Annotated in this window: 19 protein-coding genes and 3 tRNA genes; 12 read left to right on the top strand and 10 right to left on the bottom strand. The window is 46.1% G+C overall.

Features of this window, described 5'->3' with window-relative positions; translation table 11 throughout:
• Nucleotides 1–92: 92 nt before the first annotated feature.
• Nucleotides 93–182 (bottom strand) — tRNA-Ser (locus PGW99_RS10585).
• A 120-nt stretch (nucleotides 183–302) separates the two neighbouring features.
• On the opposite strand from PGW99_RS10585, the gene PGW99_RS10580 reads away from it, so the two are divergent.
• Nucleotides 303–2,180 carry a potassium transporter Kup gene (locus tag PGW99_RS10580; protein ID WP_273777645.1) on the top strand — a complete coding sequence of 626 codons (1,878 nt, stop codon included), beginning with the start codon at nucleotides 303–305 and terminating at the stop codon, nucleotides 2,178–2,180.
• 54 nt (nucleotides 2,181–2,234) lie between these two features.
• On the opposite strand, the gene PGW99_RS10575 is transcribed toward PGW99_RS10580, so the two are convergent.
• Nucleotides 2,235–2,687 (bottom strand): hypothetical protein, encoded by a 453-nt coding sequence (locus tag PGW99_RS10575; RefSeq protein WP_273777644.1) that lies wholly within the window; start codon nucleotides 2,685–2,687, stop codon nucleotides 2,235–2,237.
• 258 nt (nucleotides 2,688–2,945) lie between these two features.
• Between PGW99_RS10575 and PGW99_RS10570 the strand changes: the two genes are divergently transcribed.
• The gene (locus PGW99_RS10570) at nucleotides 2,946–4,031 is read left to right on the top strand and encodes a DNA/RNA non-specific endonuclease (RefSeq protein WP_273777643.1); all 1,086 of its coding nucleotides are present in this window, start codon (nucleotides 2,946–2,948) and stop codon (nucleotides 4,029–4,031) included.
• A 72-nt stretch (nucleotides 4,032–4,103) separates the two neighbouring features.
• On the top strand, nucleotides 4,104–4,349 hold the full coding sequence (locus PGW99_RS10565) for a hypothetical protein (protein WP_273777642.1): 246 nt from the start codon (nucleotides 4,104–4,106) through the stop codon (nucleotides 4,347–4,349).
• 59 nt (nucleotides 4,350–4,408) lie between these two features.
• Here the strand turns inward: PGW99_RS10565 and hisF are convergent, their stop codons facing one another.
• The gene (gene hisF, locus PGW99_RS10560) at nucleotides 4,409–5,167 is read right to left on the bottom strand and encodes an imidazole glycerol phosphate synthase subunit HisF (protein WP_273777641.1); all 759 of its coding nucleotides are present in this window, start codon (nucleotides 5,165–5,167) and stop codon (nucleotides 4,409–4,411) included.
• Nucleotides 5,168–5,280: 113 nt separating this feature from the next.
• Between hisF and PGW99_RS10555 the strand changes: the two genes are divergently transcribed.
• The 3 genes from PGW99_RS10555 to PGW99_RS10545 are packed head-to-tail and all read left to right on the top strand — an operon-like array spanning nucleotide 5,281 to nucleotide 7,269.
• Complete coding sequence (locus PGW99_RS10555) at nucleotides 5,281–6,228, top strand: homoserine kinase (RefSeq protein ID WP_273777640.1); 948 nt, start codon at nucleotides 5,281–5,283, stop codon at nucleotides 6,226–6,228.
• Nucleotides 6,229–6,237: 9 nt separating this feature from the next.
• The gene (locus PGW99_RS10550; protein ID WP_273777639.1) at nucleotides 6,238–6,861 is read left to right on the top strand and encodes a DUF1294 domain-containing protein; all 624 of its coding nucleotides are present in this window, start codon (nucleotides 6,238–6,240) and stop codon (nucleotides 6,859–6,861) included.
• 18 nt (nucleotides 6,862–6,879) lie between these two features.
• Complete coding sequence (locus tag PGW99_RS10545; protein ID WP_273777638.1) at nucleotides 6,880–7,269, top strand: DUF4870 family protein; 390 nt, start codon at nucleotides 6,880–6,882, stop codon at nucleotides 7,267–7,269.
• Nucleotides 7,270–7,318: 49 nt separating this feature from the next.
• On the opposite strand, the gene hisA is transcribed toward PGW99_RS10545, so the two are convergent.
• From hisA to hisB, 4 genes are all read right to left on the bottom strand, one after another.
• Nucleotides 7,319–8,050 (bottom strand): 1-(5-phosphoribosyl)-5-[(5-phosphoribosylamino)methylideneamino]imidazole-4-carboxamide isomerase, encoded by a 732-nt coding sequence (gene hisA, locus PGW99_RS10540; RefSeq protein WP_273777637.1) that lies wholly within the window; start codon nucleotides 8,048–8,050, stop codon nucleotides 7,319–7,321.
• Nucleotides 8,051–8,158: 108 nt separating this feature from the next.
• A complete protein-coding gene (locus PGW99_RS10535; protein ID WP_443098223.1) occupies nucleotides 8,159–8,785 on the bottom strand; it encodes a 3'-5' exonuclease in 627 nt (208 codons plus the stop codon).
• A gap of 88 nt (nucleotides 8,786–8,873) precedes the next feature.
• Nucleotides 8,874–9,491 (bottom strand): imidazole glycerol phosphate synthase subunit HisH, encoded by a 618-nt coding sequence (gene hisH / locus PGW99_RS10530; protein WP_273777635.1) that lies wholly within the window; start codon nucleotides 9,489–9,491, stop codon nucleotides 8,874–8,876.
• Nucleotides 9,491–10,084: an imidazoleglycerol-phosphate dehydratase HisB gene (hisB, locus tag PGW99_RS10525; protein WP_273777634.1), complete on the bottom strand. Its 594-nt coding sequence runs from the start codon at nucleotides 10,082–10,084 to the stop codon at nucleotides 9,491–9,493. The genes hisH and hisB overlap by 1 nt, the downstream gene beginning before the upstream one ends.
• Before the next feature lie 93 nt (nucleotides 10,085–10,177).
• Between hisB and PGW99_RS10520 the strand changes: the two genes are divergently transcribed.
• The 6 genes from PGW99_RS10520 (at nucleotide 10,178) to PGW99_RS10495 (ending at nucleotide 13,711) form a co-directional block, all read left to right on the top strand.
• The gene (locus PGW99_RS10520; protein WP_273777633.1) at nucleotides 10,178–10,555 is read left to right on the top strand and encodes a GNAT family N-acetyltransferase; all 378 of its coding nucleotides are present in this window, start codon (nucleotides 10,178–10,180) and stop codon (nucleotides 10,553–10,555) included.
• 152 nt (nucleotides 10,556–10,707) lie between these two features.
• Nucleotides 10,708–10,783 (top strand) — tRNA-Phe (locus tag PGW99_RS10515).
• A 134-nt stretch (nucleotides 10,784–10,917) separates the two neighbouring features.
• Nucleotides 10,918–10,993 (top strand) — tRNA-Phe (locus PGW99_RS10510).
• Between the two features lie 116 nt (nucleotides 10,994–11,109).
• A complete protein-coding gene (locus tag PGW99_RS10505) occupies nucleotides 11,110–11,844 on the top strand; it encodes a class I SAM-dependent methyltransferase (protein ID WP_273777632.1) in 735 nt (244 codons plus the stop codon).
• A 120-nt stretch (nucleotides 11,845–11,964) separates the two neighbouring features.
• Nucleotides 11,965–13,245: an OmpP1/FadL family transporter gene (locus PGW99_RS10500; protein ID WP_273777631.1), complete on the top strand. Its 1,281-nt coding sequence runs from the start codon at nucleotides 11,965–11,967 to the stop codon at nucleotides 13,243–13,245.
• A 157-nt stretch (nucleotides 13,246–13,402) separates the two neighbouring features.
• Nucleotides 13,403–13,711, top strand: a complete 309-nt coding sequence (locus tag PGW99_RS10495) for a hypothetical protein (RefSeq protein WP_273777630.1) — start codon at nucleotides 13,403–13,405, stop codon at nucleotides 13,709–13,711.
• Between the two features lie 98 nt (nucleotides 13,712–13,809).
• On the opposite strand, the gene PGW99_RS10490 is transcribed toward PGW99_RS10495, so the two are convergent.
• The 3 genes from PGW99_RS10490 to ompR form a co-directional block, all read right to left on the bottom strand.
• Nucleotides 13,810–15,321, bottom strand: coding sequence for an acetyl-CoA hydrolase/transferase family protein (locus PGW99_RS10490; RefSeq protein ID WP_273777629.1), 1,512 nt, complete (start codon nucleotides 15,319–15,321; stop codon nucleotides 13,810–13,812).
• Between the two features lie 206 nt (nucleotides 15,322–15,527).
• Nucleotides 15,528–16,994 carry an ATP-binding protein gene (locus tag PGW99_RS10485; protein WP_273777628.1) on the bottom strand — a complete coding sequence of 489 codons (1,467 nt, stop codon included), beginning with the start codon at nucleotides 16,992–16,994 and terminating at the stop codon, nucleotides 15,528–15,530.
• A 49-nt stretch (nucleotides 16,995–17,043) separates the two neighbouring features.
• On the bottom strand, nucleotides 17,044–17,808 hold the full coding sequence (gene ompR, locus PGW99_RS10480; protein ID WP_273777627.1) for an osmolarity response regulator transcription factor OmpR: 765 nt from the start codon (nucleotides 17,806–17,808) through the stop codon (nucleotides 17,044–17,046).
• Nucleotides 17,809–17,874: the final 66 nt, after the last annotated feature.

The raw sequence follows: 17,874 nt of genomic DNA, 5'->3' as shown, positions 1-17,874 counted from the left end.
TTATGCACCGTAGTGTATCGGGCATAAAAAAAGCTCAATCCCTTTAGAGTCAAGCTTTCTATACTACGGTAAACTACCGTAAACATCGAATTTGGCGGTGAGAGAGGGATTCGAACCCTCGATACGCGTAAACGTATACACACTTTCCAGGCGTGCTCCTTCAGCCACTCGGACACCTCACCAAGGCGAGCGATGATAACGAAAAAAACATATTCTGCCAAGACCAAATAATTGATTTGCAGCAAAAGATTCATGGCAGTGTTAATATGGTAAGAAAATAGCGTCAAAATTGAAGACTGAATATGCAAAGTACTGCACAGAAAGCCGCATTGCCTGCGATTACATTGGCAGCATTAGGGGTGGTGTTTGGAGATATCGGAACCAGTCCCCTGTACGCACTCAAAGAGTCTTTCCATGCTGCGCATGGCTTGGGAATCAGTATTGGTAACGTCTTAGGGATTTTGTCCATCATCTTCTGGACCATGACCTTAGTCATTACCATCAAGTATGTCGCGATCGTGATGCGCGCCGATAACAACGGCGAAGGTGGGATCATGGCATTGCTTGCGCTGAACCTGCGGGAAAATTCGTTTACAGACCGCAAGAAGCTATTGCTGATCGCCATTGGTTTTATTGGTGCCTCGCTATTCTTTGGTGATGGAATCATTACGCCGGCCATTTCAGTGCTGTCTGCCGTGGAAGGTCTCTCGATCGCCACAGATGCTCTAGATCCCTACATTGTGCCGATTGCGATTAGCATTGTGATCAGCTTATTTGTGATGCAGAAATATGGTACAGCCTTTGTTGGCAAGTTTTTTGGTCCAATTACCTTGCTGTGGTTTCTGTCTTTAGGTGTTTTAGGCATCAGCAGTATTGTTCAGACCCCAGTAGTGTTGGGTATGTTCAGTCCACATTGGGCTTTTGATTTTATTTTGACGCATCCCTTGATGGCTTTCTTCATCATGGGGGCAGTGGTGTTGACGGTCACCGGTGGTGAGGCATTATATGCTGATATGGGACATTTTGGAGCCCTGCCAATCCGGTTGGCCTGGTTCTTTGTGGTTCTGCCATGTTTGTTGCTGAACTATGCCGGACAAGGGGCTTTATTGCTGCGTGAGCCAGCAGCGATTGAGAATCCGTTCTATCATCTGGTTCCGGAATGGGCACTGTACCCGATGATTTTTCTGGCTACGATGGCGGCTGTCATTGCCTCACAGGCGGTCATTTCTGGTGTGTTTTCATTAGCACGCCAAGCCATCCAACTGGGCTATTTACCACGATTATCGATTAAACATACCTCGGATCAGGAGCAGGGACAGATTTATGTGCCTTTGCTGAACTGGGTTTTATTGACGTCCATTATTATCCTGATCCTGATTTTCCAGACCAGTTCACGCCTTGCCAATGCTTATGGTCTTGCGGTGACACTGACCATGCTGTGTGACACTTTACTGATCGCGGCATTGATGCGTTATACCTGGAAATGGAAAATGCCAAAACTGGCTTTATTGATCATTCCGTTTTTACTGCTGGATCTGATTCTGGTGGGTGCGACCTCTCTAAAAGTCTTCTCTGGTGGTTGGGTTCCATTGTTGATTGGCGGTGTGGCTTTCTTGTTGCTGTTTACCTGGAAACAGGGCCGAGAGTTGACCTTCAGCAAACTCCAGCAAGATACTTTGCCACTTGAACTGTTTGTTCAGAGTATTGGTGAGCAGGCCAACTGGGTTGAAGGTGAAGCCGTATTCCTGACCGGTACACCCACAGTCGTGCCGCATGCCATGTTGCACAACATGAAGCACAATAAAGTGCTGCATCAAAAGAACATTATGCTTACGGTCAAAATTCAGGATGTGCCGTATGTGCCGGATGAAGCACGCTTCCAGATTGAAACCCTGAATCAGCATTTTTACCGCGTAGAAATTTACTACGGCTTTAAAGATGAAATGAATATCCCACAGGCGCTGCAAGCGGTGTATCAGGATCTGGGACTAGAATACAACTTAATGAATATCAGTTTCTTTGTATCGCGTGAACGGATCATCAGTACGGTGGGGGATGGGATGTCACCATGGCGGGAAAAACTGTTTATCTCCATGCAGCGCAATACCAGTCCGGTTAGCGATTTCTATCGTATTCCACCGAACCGTGTCGTTGAATTAGGGAGCCAGATCGAGATTTAAATTTTTTTGGATTGATCTCAAAAAAACCAGGGCTTTGACCCTGGTTTTGCTTTTTTAAGGTGTTAAAGCTGGTTTTACGCTCGTTGCTTTTTCATTCTCTGCCTCAGGTACGGGCATTGTAGTTTCAGGGCCGGGCTGCTCAGGTGCTGTCTCAAGATTGATCGGTTGCTCTGCAGAAGAAGGCAGTTCCGCAAGGGCATAAGGTCGCTTGGCTTTCTCGGCATTGTCCGATTGGGCTAAAGGTTGCTGCATTTGTTCTGCGCCATTTGTTGCCCCAGCCTGTTCCGCAGCTTCAGTTGGAACACCCTCTGCGATATTGCTGGTCTGTACCATTTCAGCCTGATCGGAGGAGCTACTTGGCAGACTGGCTTGCTCACGTGTGCTGGTGGTGATTTTGACTTTGGACAGACTCTCGAGGGTATCGCCCGGCTGAACGGGTGGTTCAGCCCATACGCCGAGGCTGAACAAACTGCCGATCAGACCGAGCATCAAGGTTTTAGAATACATATATCCTCCGGATGTGTTTTTTAGTGTGATTTATATCGCGGAAGAAATTGACATAAGCCTATTAGGTCACGCAATGAAAACTACTGAAACACAGCAAAGGGCCAGAGAAAGCCCTATAGAACCCCAACATTTCGTTACCCGGACGGTGCTGATATTCAGCTTTTCTTGTTTAAGGATTGTGCGGTTAGCAGGAGGGTGAATATACAGGACTGGGCCTGCTTGCTAAGCTCCACAAAAATAGGTGCGATCGGGATAGAAATGGCAAACAACAAGCTGAAAAAGAATGCGCCTGGTTCGAATAGCGTGAATCAGTACGGCCTGAAAATAGTTCTGGGTTTGGTGGCGATGGGTAGTTTCGCAATGGCCTTTGGTCAGGAAAAACTCAGCCAGTGGACTACAGGGAGTCTAGGGAGTTCGGCCTGCCTAAGCCAATTCTATCGAGAAGTGCCGCCCTATTTAGCTCGCCCCAGCCTACAGAAAAACAGCTATCCGCTCTGTTTTAATGGCTTCAATGTCATGTATTCCGGCGTGTCCAAAACCCCGCTGTGGGTGGCCGAGCATTTAACCCCGAAACGTCTGGCCACCAAGATTAAACGTGAAGATAATTTCCACGAAGAAACCCGTATTCCGGAGCAGCATCGGGCATTATTGGCCGATTATCGAGCCTCCGGCTATGACCGTGGTCATATGGCACCGAATGCCGATATGGGGGATACTCAAGCCCAATATGACAGTTTCTCTTTGGCCAACATGGTGCCACAAGCACCAAAAAACAATCAGCAGATTTGGCGTGAGCTGGAAGAAGCCACCCGCGCCATTGTCACCAAGCAGAAGCAGGATGTCTATGTGGTGACAGGCCCGGTCTTTATGGGGCAGAAACTGAAAACGATTGGCAAGGGGGTGATTGTCCCGAGTGCCGTTTTTAAAGCGGTTTATGTGCCGAAAACCGGGGCGATTGGTGCCTATTTTGCACCGAACAACAATTCACTGCAGGTAAAGGTCGTGAGTGTCTGCTATTTGGAAGAGCAGCTCGGCATGAATCTGTTCCCACAGCTTTCTGAGGAGCAAAAACGCAACACTTATCAGTTGCCTCTGAATGCCACAGCAGTAAAGGCCAACCAGCCACTAGAATATGCTCAATGGGATGCCGAGAGTCAATGTGCTGAAGATGTTGCCCCAGAGCAGATCAAACAGACCCAGCAGCAATTTGGCCAGCAGAAAATTGCTGCAGCGACCGGGAGTGATGACAACGGGAGCTCTCCCAGTCCCGAAGAAGCCGCACCGAGTTTGATCAAGCAGATTCTCACCATGCTGTTGCAGTTCCTGTTACAGTTTTTAAAATAGACAGTTGCGGTATTTTCACTTAAAACTAGGTGAAACTTGCTGCGATCGCCAACAGAACAATGAGAGGCAATAATGTTTAAACCATTTGAACAGGGAACGGAATCCTCTGCGATTGAGGATCTGACCTTAGAAAATCAAACCGATTATGTCAGCCTGTATGGGAATTTGCAGATTACCAAGGATCAGGCGGGATTAAAAAATGCCAAAGCTTTGCAGGCCTTTCTCAATCAGGTGGTTGCTGCACTAGAGCAAGAAGAAAATTTACCACAACAGATTGAACGTAAAGCAGAAGGCGAAATCGAAAATCCCTTTGGCTAAGCTATTTTTCCTAGCGTAAAAAAAAGAGCCCTTGTAGGCTCTTTTTTCGTGAATATGGATTACAGACGCATTTCGATACCTTGTTCAGCCAGATACTTCTTCGCTTCGGGAATCGTGTGCTGACCAAAGTGGAAAATACTGGCAGCTAAGACTGCATCTGCCCCGCCTTTGAGAATCCCATCGGCCAAGTGTTGCAGATTACCGACGCCACCAGAGGCAATGGTTGGGATGTTGACGCGGTCATTGATCGCACGCATCAGCGCGAGGTCATAACCGGCTTTGGTACCATCCGCATCCATACTGGTGATTAATAGTTCACCCGCACCATAATCCGCCATTTTTACGGCCCATTCAATCGCATCAATCCCGGTCGGTTTACGGCCACCGTGGGTAAAAATTTCCCATTTATGATCGCCGGTTTTTTTGGCATCAATCGCCACCACGATACATTGTGCGCCAAAGTGGCTAGAAGCCTCTTGTACGAACTCAGGGTTAAACACGGCTGCCGAGTTAATGCTGACTTTGTCTGCTCCGGCATTGAGCAGGTTGCGGATGTCTTCAACCTTGCGAACACCACCACCGACAGTCAGCGGAACAAAAACAGTCTCAGCCATACGTTCAACGGTACGGTACGTGGTATCACGGCCATGATGCGTTGCTGTAATGTCCAGGAAGGTAATTTCATCCGCACCCTGTTCGTTATAACGACGTGCGACTTCTACCGGATCACCCGCATCACGAATATCAAGAAACTGTACGCCTTTGACCACTCGACCATTATCAACGTCTAGGCAAGGAATGATACGTTTTGCGAGCATAAATTTTTCCAAATATAACAGCCGATTATGAAAGTTCCCTACGCAGGTGCTACACCTCGGTAGATTGAACAGGTATTCTAGCAAAAATACATCAGATTTTTTGCAGGTTTTCTATGTCGGTTTATACCCCATTGAATTTACAGCAAGTTCAGGCATTTGCCGAACCTTATGGACTGGTTGTGACTGAATTAATTCCGATTCAGGGTGGCATTGAAAATACCAACTACTTTTTAGTGTGTGAGGATGCTCAGCAGTTTGTCCTGACCGTCTTTGAAGAGCTGAGTGAACAGGCCGCAGGGGAACTGGTTCCTGTGCTGACCCATCTGGGAAAAAATGGCGTGCCGGTCGCAGTGCCTTTACAACCTGCTGGACAGGCGATTCATAGGATCGCAGGGAAACCGGCACAAATCGCCCCTCGTTTACAGGGTGAACATCCATCACCTGCAACGCTGCCTCAAGTCGAAGCGATTGCGGTGGCACAGGCGCGCATGCATGTGGTCTTGCAGGATTATCCGCTACAACGTGAAAGTAACCATGGTCAAAGCTGGTGGATAGAAACGGCAACGCGTCTGCGTCAGCGTATGAATGCAGAAGATCAGGCACTCTTGGATCAGGTCTTTGAGTGTTTCAAAACCTGTCAGTCTGAATTCCCCGATCGTCCACAAGGTATGATCCATGCGGACCTGTTCCGTGATAACACCCTGTTCGTTGGCCCGGCATTACATGGCATTCTGGATTTTTCTGAGCTCAATCGTGATGACTTGCTGCTGGATATTGCCATCACGCTGAATGATTTTTGTAGTGACTATCCGGAAGTCACCTTGGATGAAGAAAAAGCTGATGCTTATCTGAATGCCTATCAGTTGGAGCGTGAGCTGACCCCAGATGAGTTTGCCTGTTTACCGGTGTATCTGGCGATGGCGGCCTGTCGTTTTTGGCTGTCACGGTTAGAGGTGGCAGAGCGAAATGCCACAGAGGGGCGTAGCAGTGCCGATATCTTGCAAAAAGATCCGCTCGAAATGCGCAATATGCTGGTCGAACGTTTGAAATATGTTGGGTAGGAACTGTTGATGCGTGATCAAGGCCGTCTGGTGGAATGGTTTGATGATAAGGGCTATGGCTTTATCCAGCCGAATGACCCGAGCAAAGCCAAGGTGTTCCTGCATATCAAGGATTTTGCCCGTCCTGGGCCACGTCCGATCGTAGGTTGTGCTCTGGAATATCTGGTGATACTAGACGGCCAAGGTCGTTGTCGTGCCCAGCAAGCCAGTTATCTGAACGCGGCTCAGGCGCGTCATCTGCAAGGTAAAATCCAGGCAGTTCCAGAGAAAGTGGTAAAGCTGCAACCAATGCAGATCGTGATCACGGCCTATCTGCTGTCGCTGGGGATTCTCAGCCTGAGTGGTCATCTGGCAGGCCTGGTTCTTCTCGGCATTCTATTGACGAATGGGATCAGTTACTGGATGTATGCTCAGGATAAACAGGCAGCTCGCGAGGGGAAACAACGTGTACCCGAGCAAACCTTGCATGTGTTGTCGAGTTTGGGAGGCTGGCCGGCAGCCTGGTTGGCTCAGCAGAAATTTAGGCATAAAACCCAGAAACAGCCTTTCCGTCAGATTTACTTTGCCACGATTGTGTTGCATCTGCTGCTACTGGGTTGGTGGCTTTCGCCATTCAATATGTTTCAAAATTAAGCCATTGGAGTATCGTACATGAGCATGATGGATGGACAAAATGCCTATAAGAATCTGACCTTGGCCTTGTATGTACTGTATGCGCTTGCCATCTTGAGTGGGGGGCTGCTGGCGATTATCGCACTTATCATCAATTATTTGAAACGTGCAGACGTACAGGGCACGATTTATGCCAGCCACTTTCGCTGGCAGATCCGCAGCTTCTGGTGGTATCTATTATGGAATATCCTGGCCTTTGTACCTTTTCTGTTTTTATGGCGCACCGATACGGATTTAACTGCACTTGCCAATGGGCTCGTTATTTCAACATTGCTCTGTGGGATGGTGATGGTGGCGGCCTGGATCTGGAGTATCTACCGGGTGATTCGTGGCTTGCTAGCGTTAAATGAAAACCGTCCGATGTACTGAAAAAGAGACAATAAAAAAGAGGCAATTGCCTCTTTTTTATTAAAAGATTTTAGATTTTGTCTTCATCTAGCAGGATTTGGGCATCACGCAGGTTGAGGGTACCCTCGTAGATGGCACGACCGGTGATGGCGCCCAGAATGCCCGGTTTGCCTTTCAGATTGCGAACATCATCCAGATTAGTGACACCACCTGAAGCAATCACCGGAAGACCAGAATACTGTGCCAGTTGTACGGTCTGCTCAACGTTGACACCTTGCATCATGCCATCACGCGCAATATCCGTGTAGACAATGCTTGATACACCTGCATCAGCAAAACGTTTTGCCAGTTCAGTGGCTTTCACATCCGTGACATTGGCCCAGCCATCAGTCGCTACCATGCCGTTCATGGCATCGATACCCACAATGATATGACCAGCAAATTTTTTGCAAGCCTCTTCAACGAATTCTGGTTCTTTCACAGCCTTGGTGCCAATAATCACGAAAGTCACACCGGCATCCAGATAATGCTCGATAGTCTCTAGTGAGCGAATCCCGCCACCAATTTGGATTGGCAATTCTGGTTGAGCTTTGGCAATCGCTTCAACCACCGGCTTGTGAATCGGCGTACCGGCAAAAGCACCGTTTAAGTCGACCAAATGCAGACGGCGGGCGCCTTCATTGACCCAATGTTGTGCTGTGGCAACCGGATCATCAGAAAATACGGTATCGTCTTCCATACGGCCTTGTTTTAAACGTACACATTTACCGTCTTTCAGGTCAATTGCAGGGATGATCAGCATGCTTTCGCTCCTGGCTTTATCTTTTCAAGCTTGAATTAGTGGCAATCTTAACAAAGTATTGTTCAATCGCTAAGCCTCGATGTTGGGCTTTTCTGTTGAGAACCCGTTTTAGCGGCCCTTTCTGGGTGTTGTCAGCAGATTGCGACGTTTCAGTTCCTCATAGATCCGCAGGCTGGCATAGGCATCGGCGCAAGCATAGTCGATTTGGGCTTCGGTGAGTGGGAATTTGGACCAGTTGCTGAGTTTGGTGTGTTTGGACTTGGGGAGATATTGCTGCAATAAAATAGCGACCGCATTTTGTGCCCCAACCTGCTGTTTGATGCCAAAAACATGAAAACTTTTTGAAAGATCGACGGTTCCAGCAAGTTCAATCCCTTTACTGCGCAATAAGCTGACATCACTTTTTAGGGCAAAGCCGACTTTGAGTTGTTTGGGGTTGGAGAGCAGGGGAGCCAGAAAGGCTAAGGTCTCAGGATTAACTTGAAACAGGTAAGCGTGTTGATCTGTGGCCAGTTGTAGTAAATGTGGGCCAGTCGATTTTTCATTGGCGTTAAATGTGGGCTTGGATTCTGTATCAAAACCGAACACGTGTACGATATCGAGTTGTTCCTGAATGGCTCGACATTGTGCTGCAGTATTAATCAGATGGATCTGATCTCTGGGTAAATTGACGAAAGCAGGTAGCAAACGTCGTTCTGCTACGCTGGGGAAAGTCGTAAGAGAAAGTGGATCCATCATAATTTACGCTATAGAGGGATAACGAATTGAACACTTTAAATAGACAAAAATAAAGCCTAGATTGACTAGGCTTGATTTTATCGGATTAGATATCCCATTCCACAAAGTTTTTCAGTAACTGCAAACCGGCCGTATGACTTTTCTCTGGGTGGAACTGAGTCGCAAACAGGTTCTCTTTGTGGATTGCGGTGCAGAAATTCAGCCCATAATCACAGGTTGCTGCCACAATCGCCGGGTCTTGTGGCTCGACATAATAACTGTGCACAAAGTAGAAACGTGCGTCCTGTTCAATGTTTTTCCACATCGGATGGCTTGGGTCGATCTGATGCACCTGATTCCAACCCATATGCGGCACTTTGAGATGCGGAATTTCCGGGAAGCGTTTTACTTGACCTGCAAAAATCCCCAAAGCATCCACGCCATCATTTTCTTCTGAACGTTGCATCAAGGCCTGCATGCCGACACAAATCGCCAGTACCGGTTTATTGAATGCCGCTTGACGCACGACTTCATCAATCCCAGCTTCATGCATACCCTGCATACAGTCGCGTATCGCTCCGACACCCGGGAAGACAATTTTATCGGCCTGGGCAATCAATTTTGGATCATTGGTGACATCTACTGTTGCACCGACATATTCCAATGCTTTTGCGGCAGAGTGCAGATTTCCCATGCCATAGTCAAGAAGCGCAATCCGGGTCATTACAAGCTACCTTTGGTTGAAGCAATGGTACCCGCAGCGCGTGGATCGAGTTCACAAGCCATACGTAGTGCACGAGCAAAAGCTTTAAAGGTTGACTCGATCTGGTGGTGACTGTTCTTGCCTTTCAGGTTGTCGATGTGCAAAGTCATCAAGGCGTGATTGACAAAGCCCTGGAAAAATTCGGAGAACAGGTCAACATCAAAAGTACCAATGCGTGCACGGGTAAATGGAATATCCATAAACAGGCCCGGACGACCTGAAATATCAACGACTACACGTGATAAAGATTCATCCAGTGGTGCATAGAAATGGCCATAGCGACGGATGCCTTTTTTGTCACCGAGCGCTTGAGCAAAAGCCTGACCCAAGGTAATGCCACAATCTTCAACCGTGTGGTGATCATCGATTTCTAAGTCGCCATCGCAATGAATATCAATGTCAAACAAGCCATGTCGCTTGATTTGATCAATCATATGATCTAAAAAGGGAACACCTGTATTTAGAGTGCCTTGACCCGTACCATCGAGGTTGACACGAACTCGAATTTTGGTTTCGTTGGTATTTCTTACCACTTCACTGATACGTTGCGTCATAGACACGTTCCTCAAAAAACGTCAAAAATGATTGATGTAAAGTTCGCTGTGACGAATGTGACAGCATCATAGATTGCTCAGGAGGGTTAATCAATGCCTATAACCGTACATGCTTATACTTCACTAGAAAATGCCGAAGTTCGCAGCCAGCTTGAGCGACTGTATGATACCAGCCCTGAATTTGGCGACGGTCAAGATGCCCTGCAACAGCTTGAACAACATCTTGCCCAGTATACCCTAGTTTACACGGCAGAATTTAACACAAAAATCATTGGCGCAATCTGGTGTAGCGGACAGGGCGAAAGCCGCCGTCTGGAATATATTGTCGTGCATCCAGCTAATCGTGGTCGTGGCGTGGCAGAACGTTTGGTCAGTGAAGTTTGCCGTATGGAAGAGGCCAAAGGTGTCAAAGTATTTGAACCAGGCTGTGGGGCGATTCATCGTTGTCTAGCACATTTAGAGAAAATTTAATCTCTTAAAGTCATTCAGGCATAATTGAGCAGCGTTTTAAATGCTGAGTTGCTTAAATTATGGATATTTTGATTTAAAAATAGGCGGTTGAAACATTTTGATGCATCTGTGCTTGACTCAATTGTATTTAAACTGTTTAATACGCCCACATCGGCGCGATAGCTCAGTCGGTAGAGCAACGGATTGAAAATCCGTGTGTCGGCAGTTCGATCCTGCCTCACGCCACCATATTCAAAACTTTGTCAAAGTTTCAATCCCTGATCCCATCAGGGATTTTTTTTGGGTAAAAAATATTCTCTTAGCGAAAAAATGCAGAATTTCTGTTGACTAATCAGAGCAGATACGGCTTAATACACCCCATCGGCGCGATAGCTCAGTCGGTAGAGCAACGGATTGAAAATCCGTGTGTCGGCAGTTCGATCCTGCCTCACGCCACCATATTCAAAAAGCCCCAAACATTAGTTTGGGGCTTTTTTTATGCCTGTGATGAGCATATTTTGCTTTGCTAGGCTTTCAGTTATATTAGAAAAAATCATGGATTGAATAGAATAATAATGAAGGATCTGTTTTCAGCGCAAAGTGCTTTATACCAGCAGGCACGTCCAATTTATCCAGCTGAATTGCTCAAACAACTGTTGCCTTATGTACCTGCACAACAGTGTGTTTGGGACTGTGGAGCAGGTTCTGGACAATTGACTCAATTGCTGGCACCGCATTTTCAGCAGGTGATGGCGACTGATATCAGTGCGAAACAGTTGGCGCAGGCACCGATTCTGGAAAATGTACAGTATTCCGTGCAGTCTGCCGAACAGACTGATTTTCCTGCACAGCATTTTGATCTGATTAGCGTGGCTCAGGCGATCCATTGGTTCGACTTTGAAAAATTTTATGCTGAGGTACGACGTACGTTAAAACCGGCAGGGCTGCTTGCCGTGATAGGTTATGGCTTGATTCGTACCGATCAGCAGCGCATCAACCAGTTTATTGATGAGTTGTACAAGGGAATTTTGAAAGGCTATTGGGACGCTGAACGGCACTATATTAATGAAGGCTATCGTACGATTCCCTTCCCATTTCAGGAATATCCGGCACCAGAGCTGAATATGCACTTTGAATGGAGTGTTGCTCAACTGATTGCCTATTTAAACACCTGGTCCGCTGTACAGCATTTTCAACGCCGCCATCAGCAGAATCCGGTCGACCTATTATTGAATCAATTGCAAGATCATGATTTGCAGAAAAAAATTCAGGTGCATTTTCCTATCTTGTTGCGGTTGGGGCATTTATAAAGCTGAATGAACTTTTCTATATTCAAAATTAGAATAAATATATTAATTTATATTCGAATACAGGAATAACATCATTCAATATACTGCTGCATATATTGTTTTTGTTGAAGCTATATTCCCATGAAACGTCTTGTACCATTGCTGTCGGCTGCTGTGATTGCTCCACTCTTTTCATCATCTGCATTTGCTACCACTGGTTATTTCATGCATGCCTATAGTGTGAAATCTCAGGGGAATGCAGGCACTTCAATCGCGAACTTTCAGGATAGTTTAACTATTGCCAGTAACCCTGCGGGACTGAGCTGGGTTGGATCCCGTCTTGATGCGGGTGTGACCTTGTTTGCACCGGACCGTGAAGCGGAAATAGTGGGGAATACTGGAATCGGGTTTGGTAGTGCAAATGGCCAGTATGACGGTAACAGCCGTAAATATTTCCTGATTCCGGAATTTGGTTATAGTCATCCGATCAATGATCAGTTGGCTGCCGGTATTGCGGTATATGGTAATGGCGGGATGAATACCAACTATAAAAACAATCCTTATGCTGCTTTTGGCAATACGGGAAGTGCAGGAATAAACCTGAACCAGCTGTTTGTTTCACCTGCGATTTCTTGGGAATATGCGGAGAATCAATCTTTAGCTTTGGCTGCCAATATCCTGTATCAGCGTTTCCAGGCGAAAGGCTTTGATGGATTTGTTTTTGGTAGTGTTTCTAATGATTCAACCAAATTAAGTAATGGCAGTCATGATGATTCAACGGGTGTTGGTGCACGTATTGGCTGGTCGGCTAAAGTGAATGATCAACTGACGCTAGGCGCGACGTATGCTTCAAAAATTGATGCGAGCCGCTTTAAAAAGTATGCAGGTTTGTTTGCTGAACAGGGTGATTTTGATGTGCCAGAAAACTATGGTGTCGGTTTAAATTATCAGGTGACTCCAGCTTTGTCGGTTGCAGCAGATTATCAGCGCATTAACTATTCCGATGTGAAATCTGTTGGAAACGATTTTAATGCTGCTCTAGTCATGTCTGGAAATCCTGAATTGAAGTTTGGTGGCCAAAATGGCCCAGGCTTTGGTTGGGATGACATCAATGTCTATAAAGTTTCTGCAACCTATCAGGCTTCACCAAAACTGACCCTGCGTACAGGCTATAGCTACAATGATCAACCTGTACAAGGGGATCAGGCTTTCCTGAATATTTTGGCTCCGGGTGTGGTGCAGCAGCACTTAAGTGTTGGAGCAACTTGGCATATTGATCAGAAGCAGGAAGTCAGCGTGGCATATACGCATGCTTTGGAAAAAACGGTGCATGGCACAATTCCAGCAGCGTTTGGTGGTGGAGAAGCAAACCTCACTATGGATCAAAACATCTTGGGTGTTTCCTATGGTGTGAAATTCTAAGCTTCTTCAGCTAAAAATAAAAACCCAGCATCTGCTGGGTTTTTTAATATCAGGTAGATAGAGTTACATATTATAAGGGGTTGATGGGTCATCAGATTGCATTGATGACATCCATTTCGATACAGATCACGTAATAAGATTGGATAGGGTAAAACAGATGCAGAATAAATCGGGCAGGGAGCTATACGTCTTGCTGCAGCTCAGTAAAATTTTGCTTCCCGTTGCTTTGTTGTTTATCGCTTGGGTGTGGCTATTACATTTTCCTTGGCACTGGGTACTGAATACGACCATCGTGATGGAAATCTTTGCTGTAGCATTTGTGCTCTTCTGCGAATATCAGGGCCGCGAGGTAAATGGAGCGGGTGGCTGGATTAGTTTTGCCTATTTGATTTTGCATGCTTATGCAGCAGTCATTTTAGTAGGAGTGCGTTTACTGCTTTGGTTATTGCATTATGTTGTGGCTTAACCAGTCTGACTGGTTCTGTTTATACGGTCAGCCATAGATGACCGGATTTAACTTGCAATAAAAAAACGCCCTTTCGGGCGTTTTTTTATTGCTTTCAATTAAGCGGTTTCAACTTCATTGACAAGCATTTTGCCAGTTTTTTTGAAGTTTACGTGCCAAGAAAGCGCTTCTTCTAACACGTGAGGGGTTTGACCACCTTGTTCACATGCGCGTTCGAAGTAGTCATTTAACGCGTCTTTATAAGATGGGTGTACACAGTTGTCGATAATAGCGCGTGCACGCTCACGTGGAGCTAGACCACGAAGATCTGCAAGACCTTGTTCAGTCACCAAGATATCAACGTCGTGGTTCGCGTGATCCACGTGTGATGCCATTGGAACAACAGAGGAAATCGCACCACCTTTCGCAATTGATTTAGTCACAAAAATGGCAATGTTCGCGTTACGTGCGAAGTCACCTGAACCACCAATACCGTTCATCATGTGTGTACCGCAAACGTGAGTTGAGTTCACGTTACCGTAGATGTCAAATTCAAGCGCAGTATTGATACCGATGATGCCTAAACGACGCACGATTTCTGGAATGTTTGAAATTTCTTGCGGACGAAGGACAAATTTGTCTTTGTATTTTGCCAAGTTGCCAAATACGCGGTTACCGCACTTTTCAGACAACGTCATTGAACAGCCTGATGCAAAGGTCATTTTGCCTGCATCAATCAATTCAAAAGTACAGTCTTGTAGTACTTCAGAATACATTACGAGGTTTTCAAAGCTTGAGTGTTTGAAACCTGTCAATACTGCATTCGCAATTGAACCGATACCTGCTTGTAAAGGTGCAAGGTTCTTCGGTAAACGGCCTGCCTCTACTTCTTTTTCAAAGAAGGCGATCAGGTGATCTGCAATTGCTTGAGTTTCTTCATCTGGATCCGTCACGTTCGATGGAGAGTCGAGCAGCGTATCATTGAAAACGATTGCAGCAATTTTTGCTGGATCTATTTCAATCCCGAGTGTACCGATACGCTGTTCAGTATAGGTCAATGGAATTGGATCGCGGTTTGGACGTGCTTTTGGTAGATAGATGTCATGCACGCCTTCAAATTCTGGGCTGATCGCAGTGTTGATTTCAATAATCACTTGATCTGCATATTCAGCAAAGCTTGCAGAGTTACCCACAGAAGTCGTTGGAATGATGCTGCCTGTTTCAGTAATGGCAACGGCTTCAATCACTGCAATTTCTGGACGTTTAAGCTGGCCAGCACGCATTTGTTCAACAGTTTCAGACAAGTGCTGATCAATAAACATTACTTCGCCTTGGTTGATGGCTTTACGTAAGGTATTGTCCACTTGGAATGGCATACGGCGTGACAGTAGGCCAACTTCTGTCATTTTTTTGTCTAGATCGTTACCCAAGCTTGCGCCGGTAATCAAAGAGATTTTAAGTGGGTTGGTTTTAGCGCGCTCAATAAGAGCCAATGGAACGGCTTTGGCTTCACCCGCGCGGGTAAAACCACTCATCCCGACAGTCATACCGTCTTGGATTAAAGCAGCAGCCTGTTCTGCACTAACTACCTTGTTATGTAGGCTCGCTAAACGAATACGTTCTAAAGACATGATTTGCTCTCAAATTTTGCGTCAATCTTTAGGGATTGTAACGCTCAAAAATTAAATTGTGCATCTGTGTTAGGCTAAGGTCTAATTTTTTCATGAAATGTGGGTATAAAAAAAATTAATAGGTGTCAACTTATTGATTTTAAGTATTAAATTATTTGTTAAACATTCAATAAATGGAATTATTTGATTAAAGTATCGCCAATTTATTAAAAATGTTCGCTCAAAGTTTGTTTGATTTTTTCCAGTGGTGTCGCTGGAGGGTTTTCATCCGATTTGGCTTGTGTTAAAGGCAGGGCAATAATTGCCTCTAATCCACCTTGTTCGCGATTATGAATCAGCAGTTCACCTTGATGAATGTCGACAATACGTTTCACAATCGCCAAGCCCAAGCCACTGCCTTGCACCGTCCGCGCAGCATTGCCACGGACAAACGGTTGCATCAAATCCTGAATTTGATCCTCTGGAATACCGGGTCCATGATCGGCCACACTAATTAAAATATGCTCATCGGCAACTTTGGCACTGAGTTCAATTGGCTCTGCACCATAACGCTTGGAGTTATTGATTAAATTACCGATCAGGCGTTTCAGTGACAAACTGCGGGCCGGGATAATCGGTAGATCTTCAGGATGAAAGCGAATGTCCAGTGGTTTGAACTGTACCACCAGCTCTTGCAGCAAGGTATTGATATTGGTTTCACTGAGTTCTTCATCCGAGCCATCCCGCATATAGGAAATGAACTGATTGAGAATTGCATCCATATCATCGACATCGTAAATCAGTCCTTCACGGAAGAAATCATCAGGCAGCATCTCTGCGGTCAAGCGAATGCGGGTGAGTGGGGTGCGTAAATCATGAGAAATCCCGGCCAGCATGATGCGTCGGTCGCGTTCGATCTGTTCCAGGGTATAAATCATGTGATTAAAAGCCTGGTTGACCTGACGGATTTCCAGTGGGCCGTGATTAATTTCCAGATAAGGGGCTTTACCGGTTTTACTGTAACTGTTGGCTGCATTCTGTAAACGGCGTAAAGGTCGGTTCAGCTGGCGGACTAAAGTGAGAATAATAATCGAGGAAATGAGCGGCACGCCGAGTAACCAACCGAATACCAGTTCTGGACTATAGTTGGCATAGGTATTGAGGGGTTCACGTACCCAGTTACCTTGCATTTCTGGAGTTTGAATCCAGATGCGGGGACTGGGCTTAAACTGGAAGTAGACGGTAACGTCGCTGACTTCTTTGACTTTTAACTCTTTGGCTAAGGCTTTTTCAATGTGATTGGTAAAGAATTCCGCAATCACCTTGTCGCGAACATTCGGATATTCTTTGGGATTGGTGACATATTCAATGCCCATCCGGTTTTTCAACCAAACATCAATATCCAGTTCAGCCTGACCGTGATAAATGCGTAATTCGGGGTTATTCACCATTTCCAGTTCCATGGCCAAATAGCGGGCATGTTGTTGGATTTCAGGTAAATATAAGGTTCGCCAGAAAAACCACAGTGACATGATTAGGCTGAATGCGACGGTAAAACCGACCAGCACCGTGGTTCGCATGGCAGCTGACCGCGGTTTGATCTTATCCATGAAACGCTCCCAAGGTGTGCGTTTACGCTGGATATAACTGTTAATTTCAAGCAGTTCTTGTGGATCAATCGGGTCAAGTTTCACGCCAGGTGGTTCCTGTGCTGGGTATTGTGATTAGAAAGCAAATCTGGCGTTATTCAGCACCATCTGGAACAAACACATAGCCTACACCCCATACCGTTTGAATATAGCGGGCACGTGCCGGATTCTCTTCAATCAAACGGCGCAGACGGGATACTTGTACGTCAATTGAACGTTCCATCGCGCCCCATTCACGACCCCGAGCCAAATTCATCAGTTTATCGCGGGTGAGAGGTTCACGTGGGTGCTGAACCAGTGCTTTTAATACGGCAAATTCGCCCGTGGTAAGTGTTACGACCTGACCTTCGCGGGTTAAGGTGCGAGTCGATAAATCCAGTGCCCATGGGCCAAAATTCACCACTTCCATTTGCTGGCTCGGTGCACCGGGTACTTCACGGATCTGACGGCGTAACACAGCACGAATACGGGCTAACAATTCATTCGGGTTGAATGGTTTTGGCAGGTAATCATCGGCACCTGCTTCTAACCCGGCAATACGATCTGAATCACTACCACGTGCAGTGAGCATGATAATTGGAGTATCAATATTGGACTGGCGTAGACGGCGACAAATACTCAAGCCATCTTCAACGGGTAACATGAAGTCAAGCACAATCAGGGAGAACAGTTCACGTTGTAGTAAACGGTCCATTTGCGTCGCATCGTGTGCGGTTTTCACCACAAAGCCTTTGTCTTCTAAAAAGCGTTGTAGCAGGGTACGCAAACGCACATCATCATCGACAACGAGAATGCGTTCGACGCGATCAGTTTCGGTATGTACGGCATCGGTGTGTTCTGCAGGTACAACTAAACTCATGATGTGCTCCTTTTATTCTTTATTGTGATCGTATTCAATTCAGTATCTATAAGATCAGTATACGAT

It is taken from the genome of Acinetobacter sp. GSS19, from assembly GCF_028621895.1.
GTDB lineage: Bacteria > Pseudomonadota > Gammaproteobacteria > Pseudomonadales > Moraxellaceae > Acinetobacter.
This window is presented reverse-complemented; position numbering and strand designations above follow the sequence as displayed.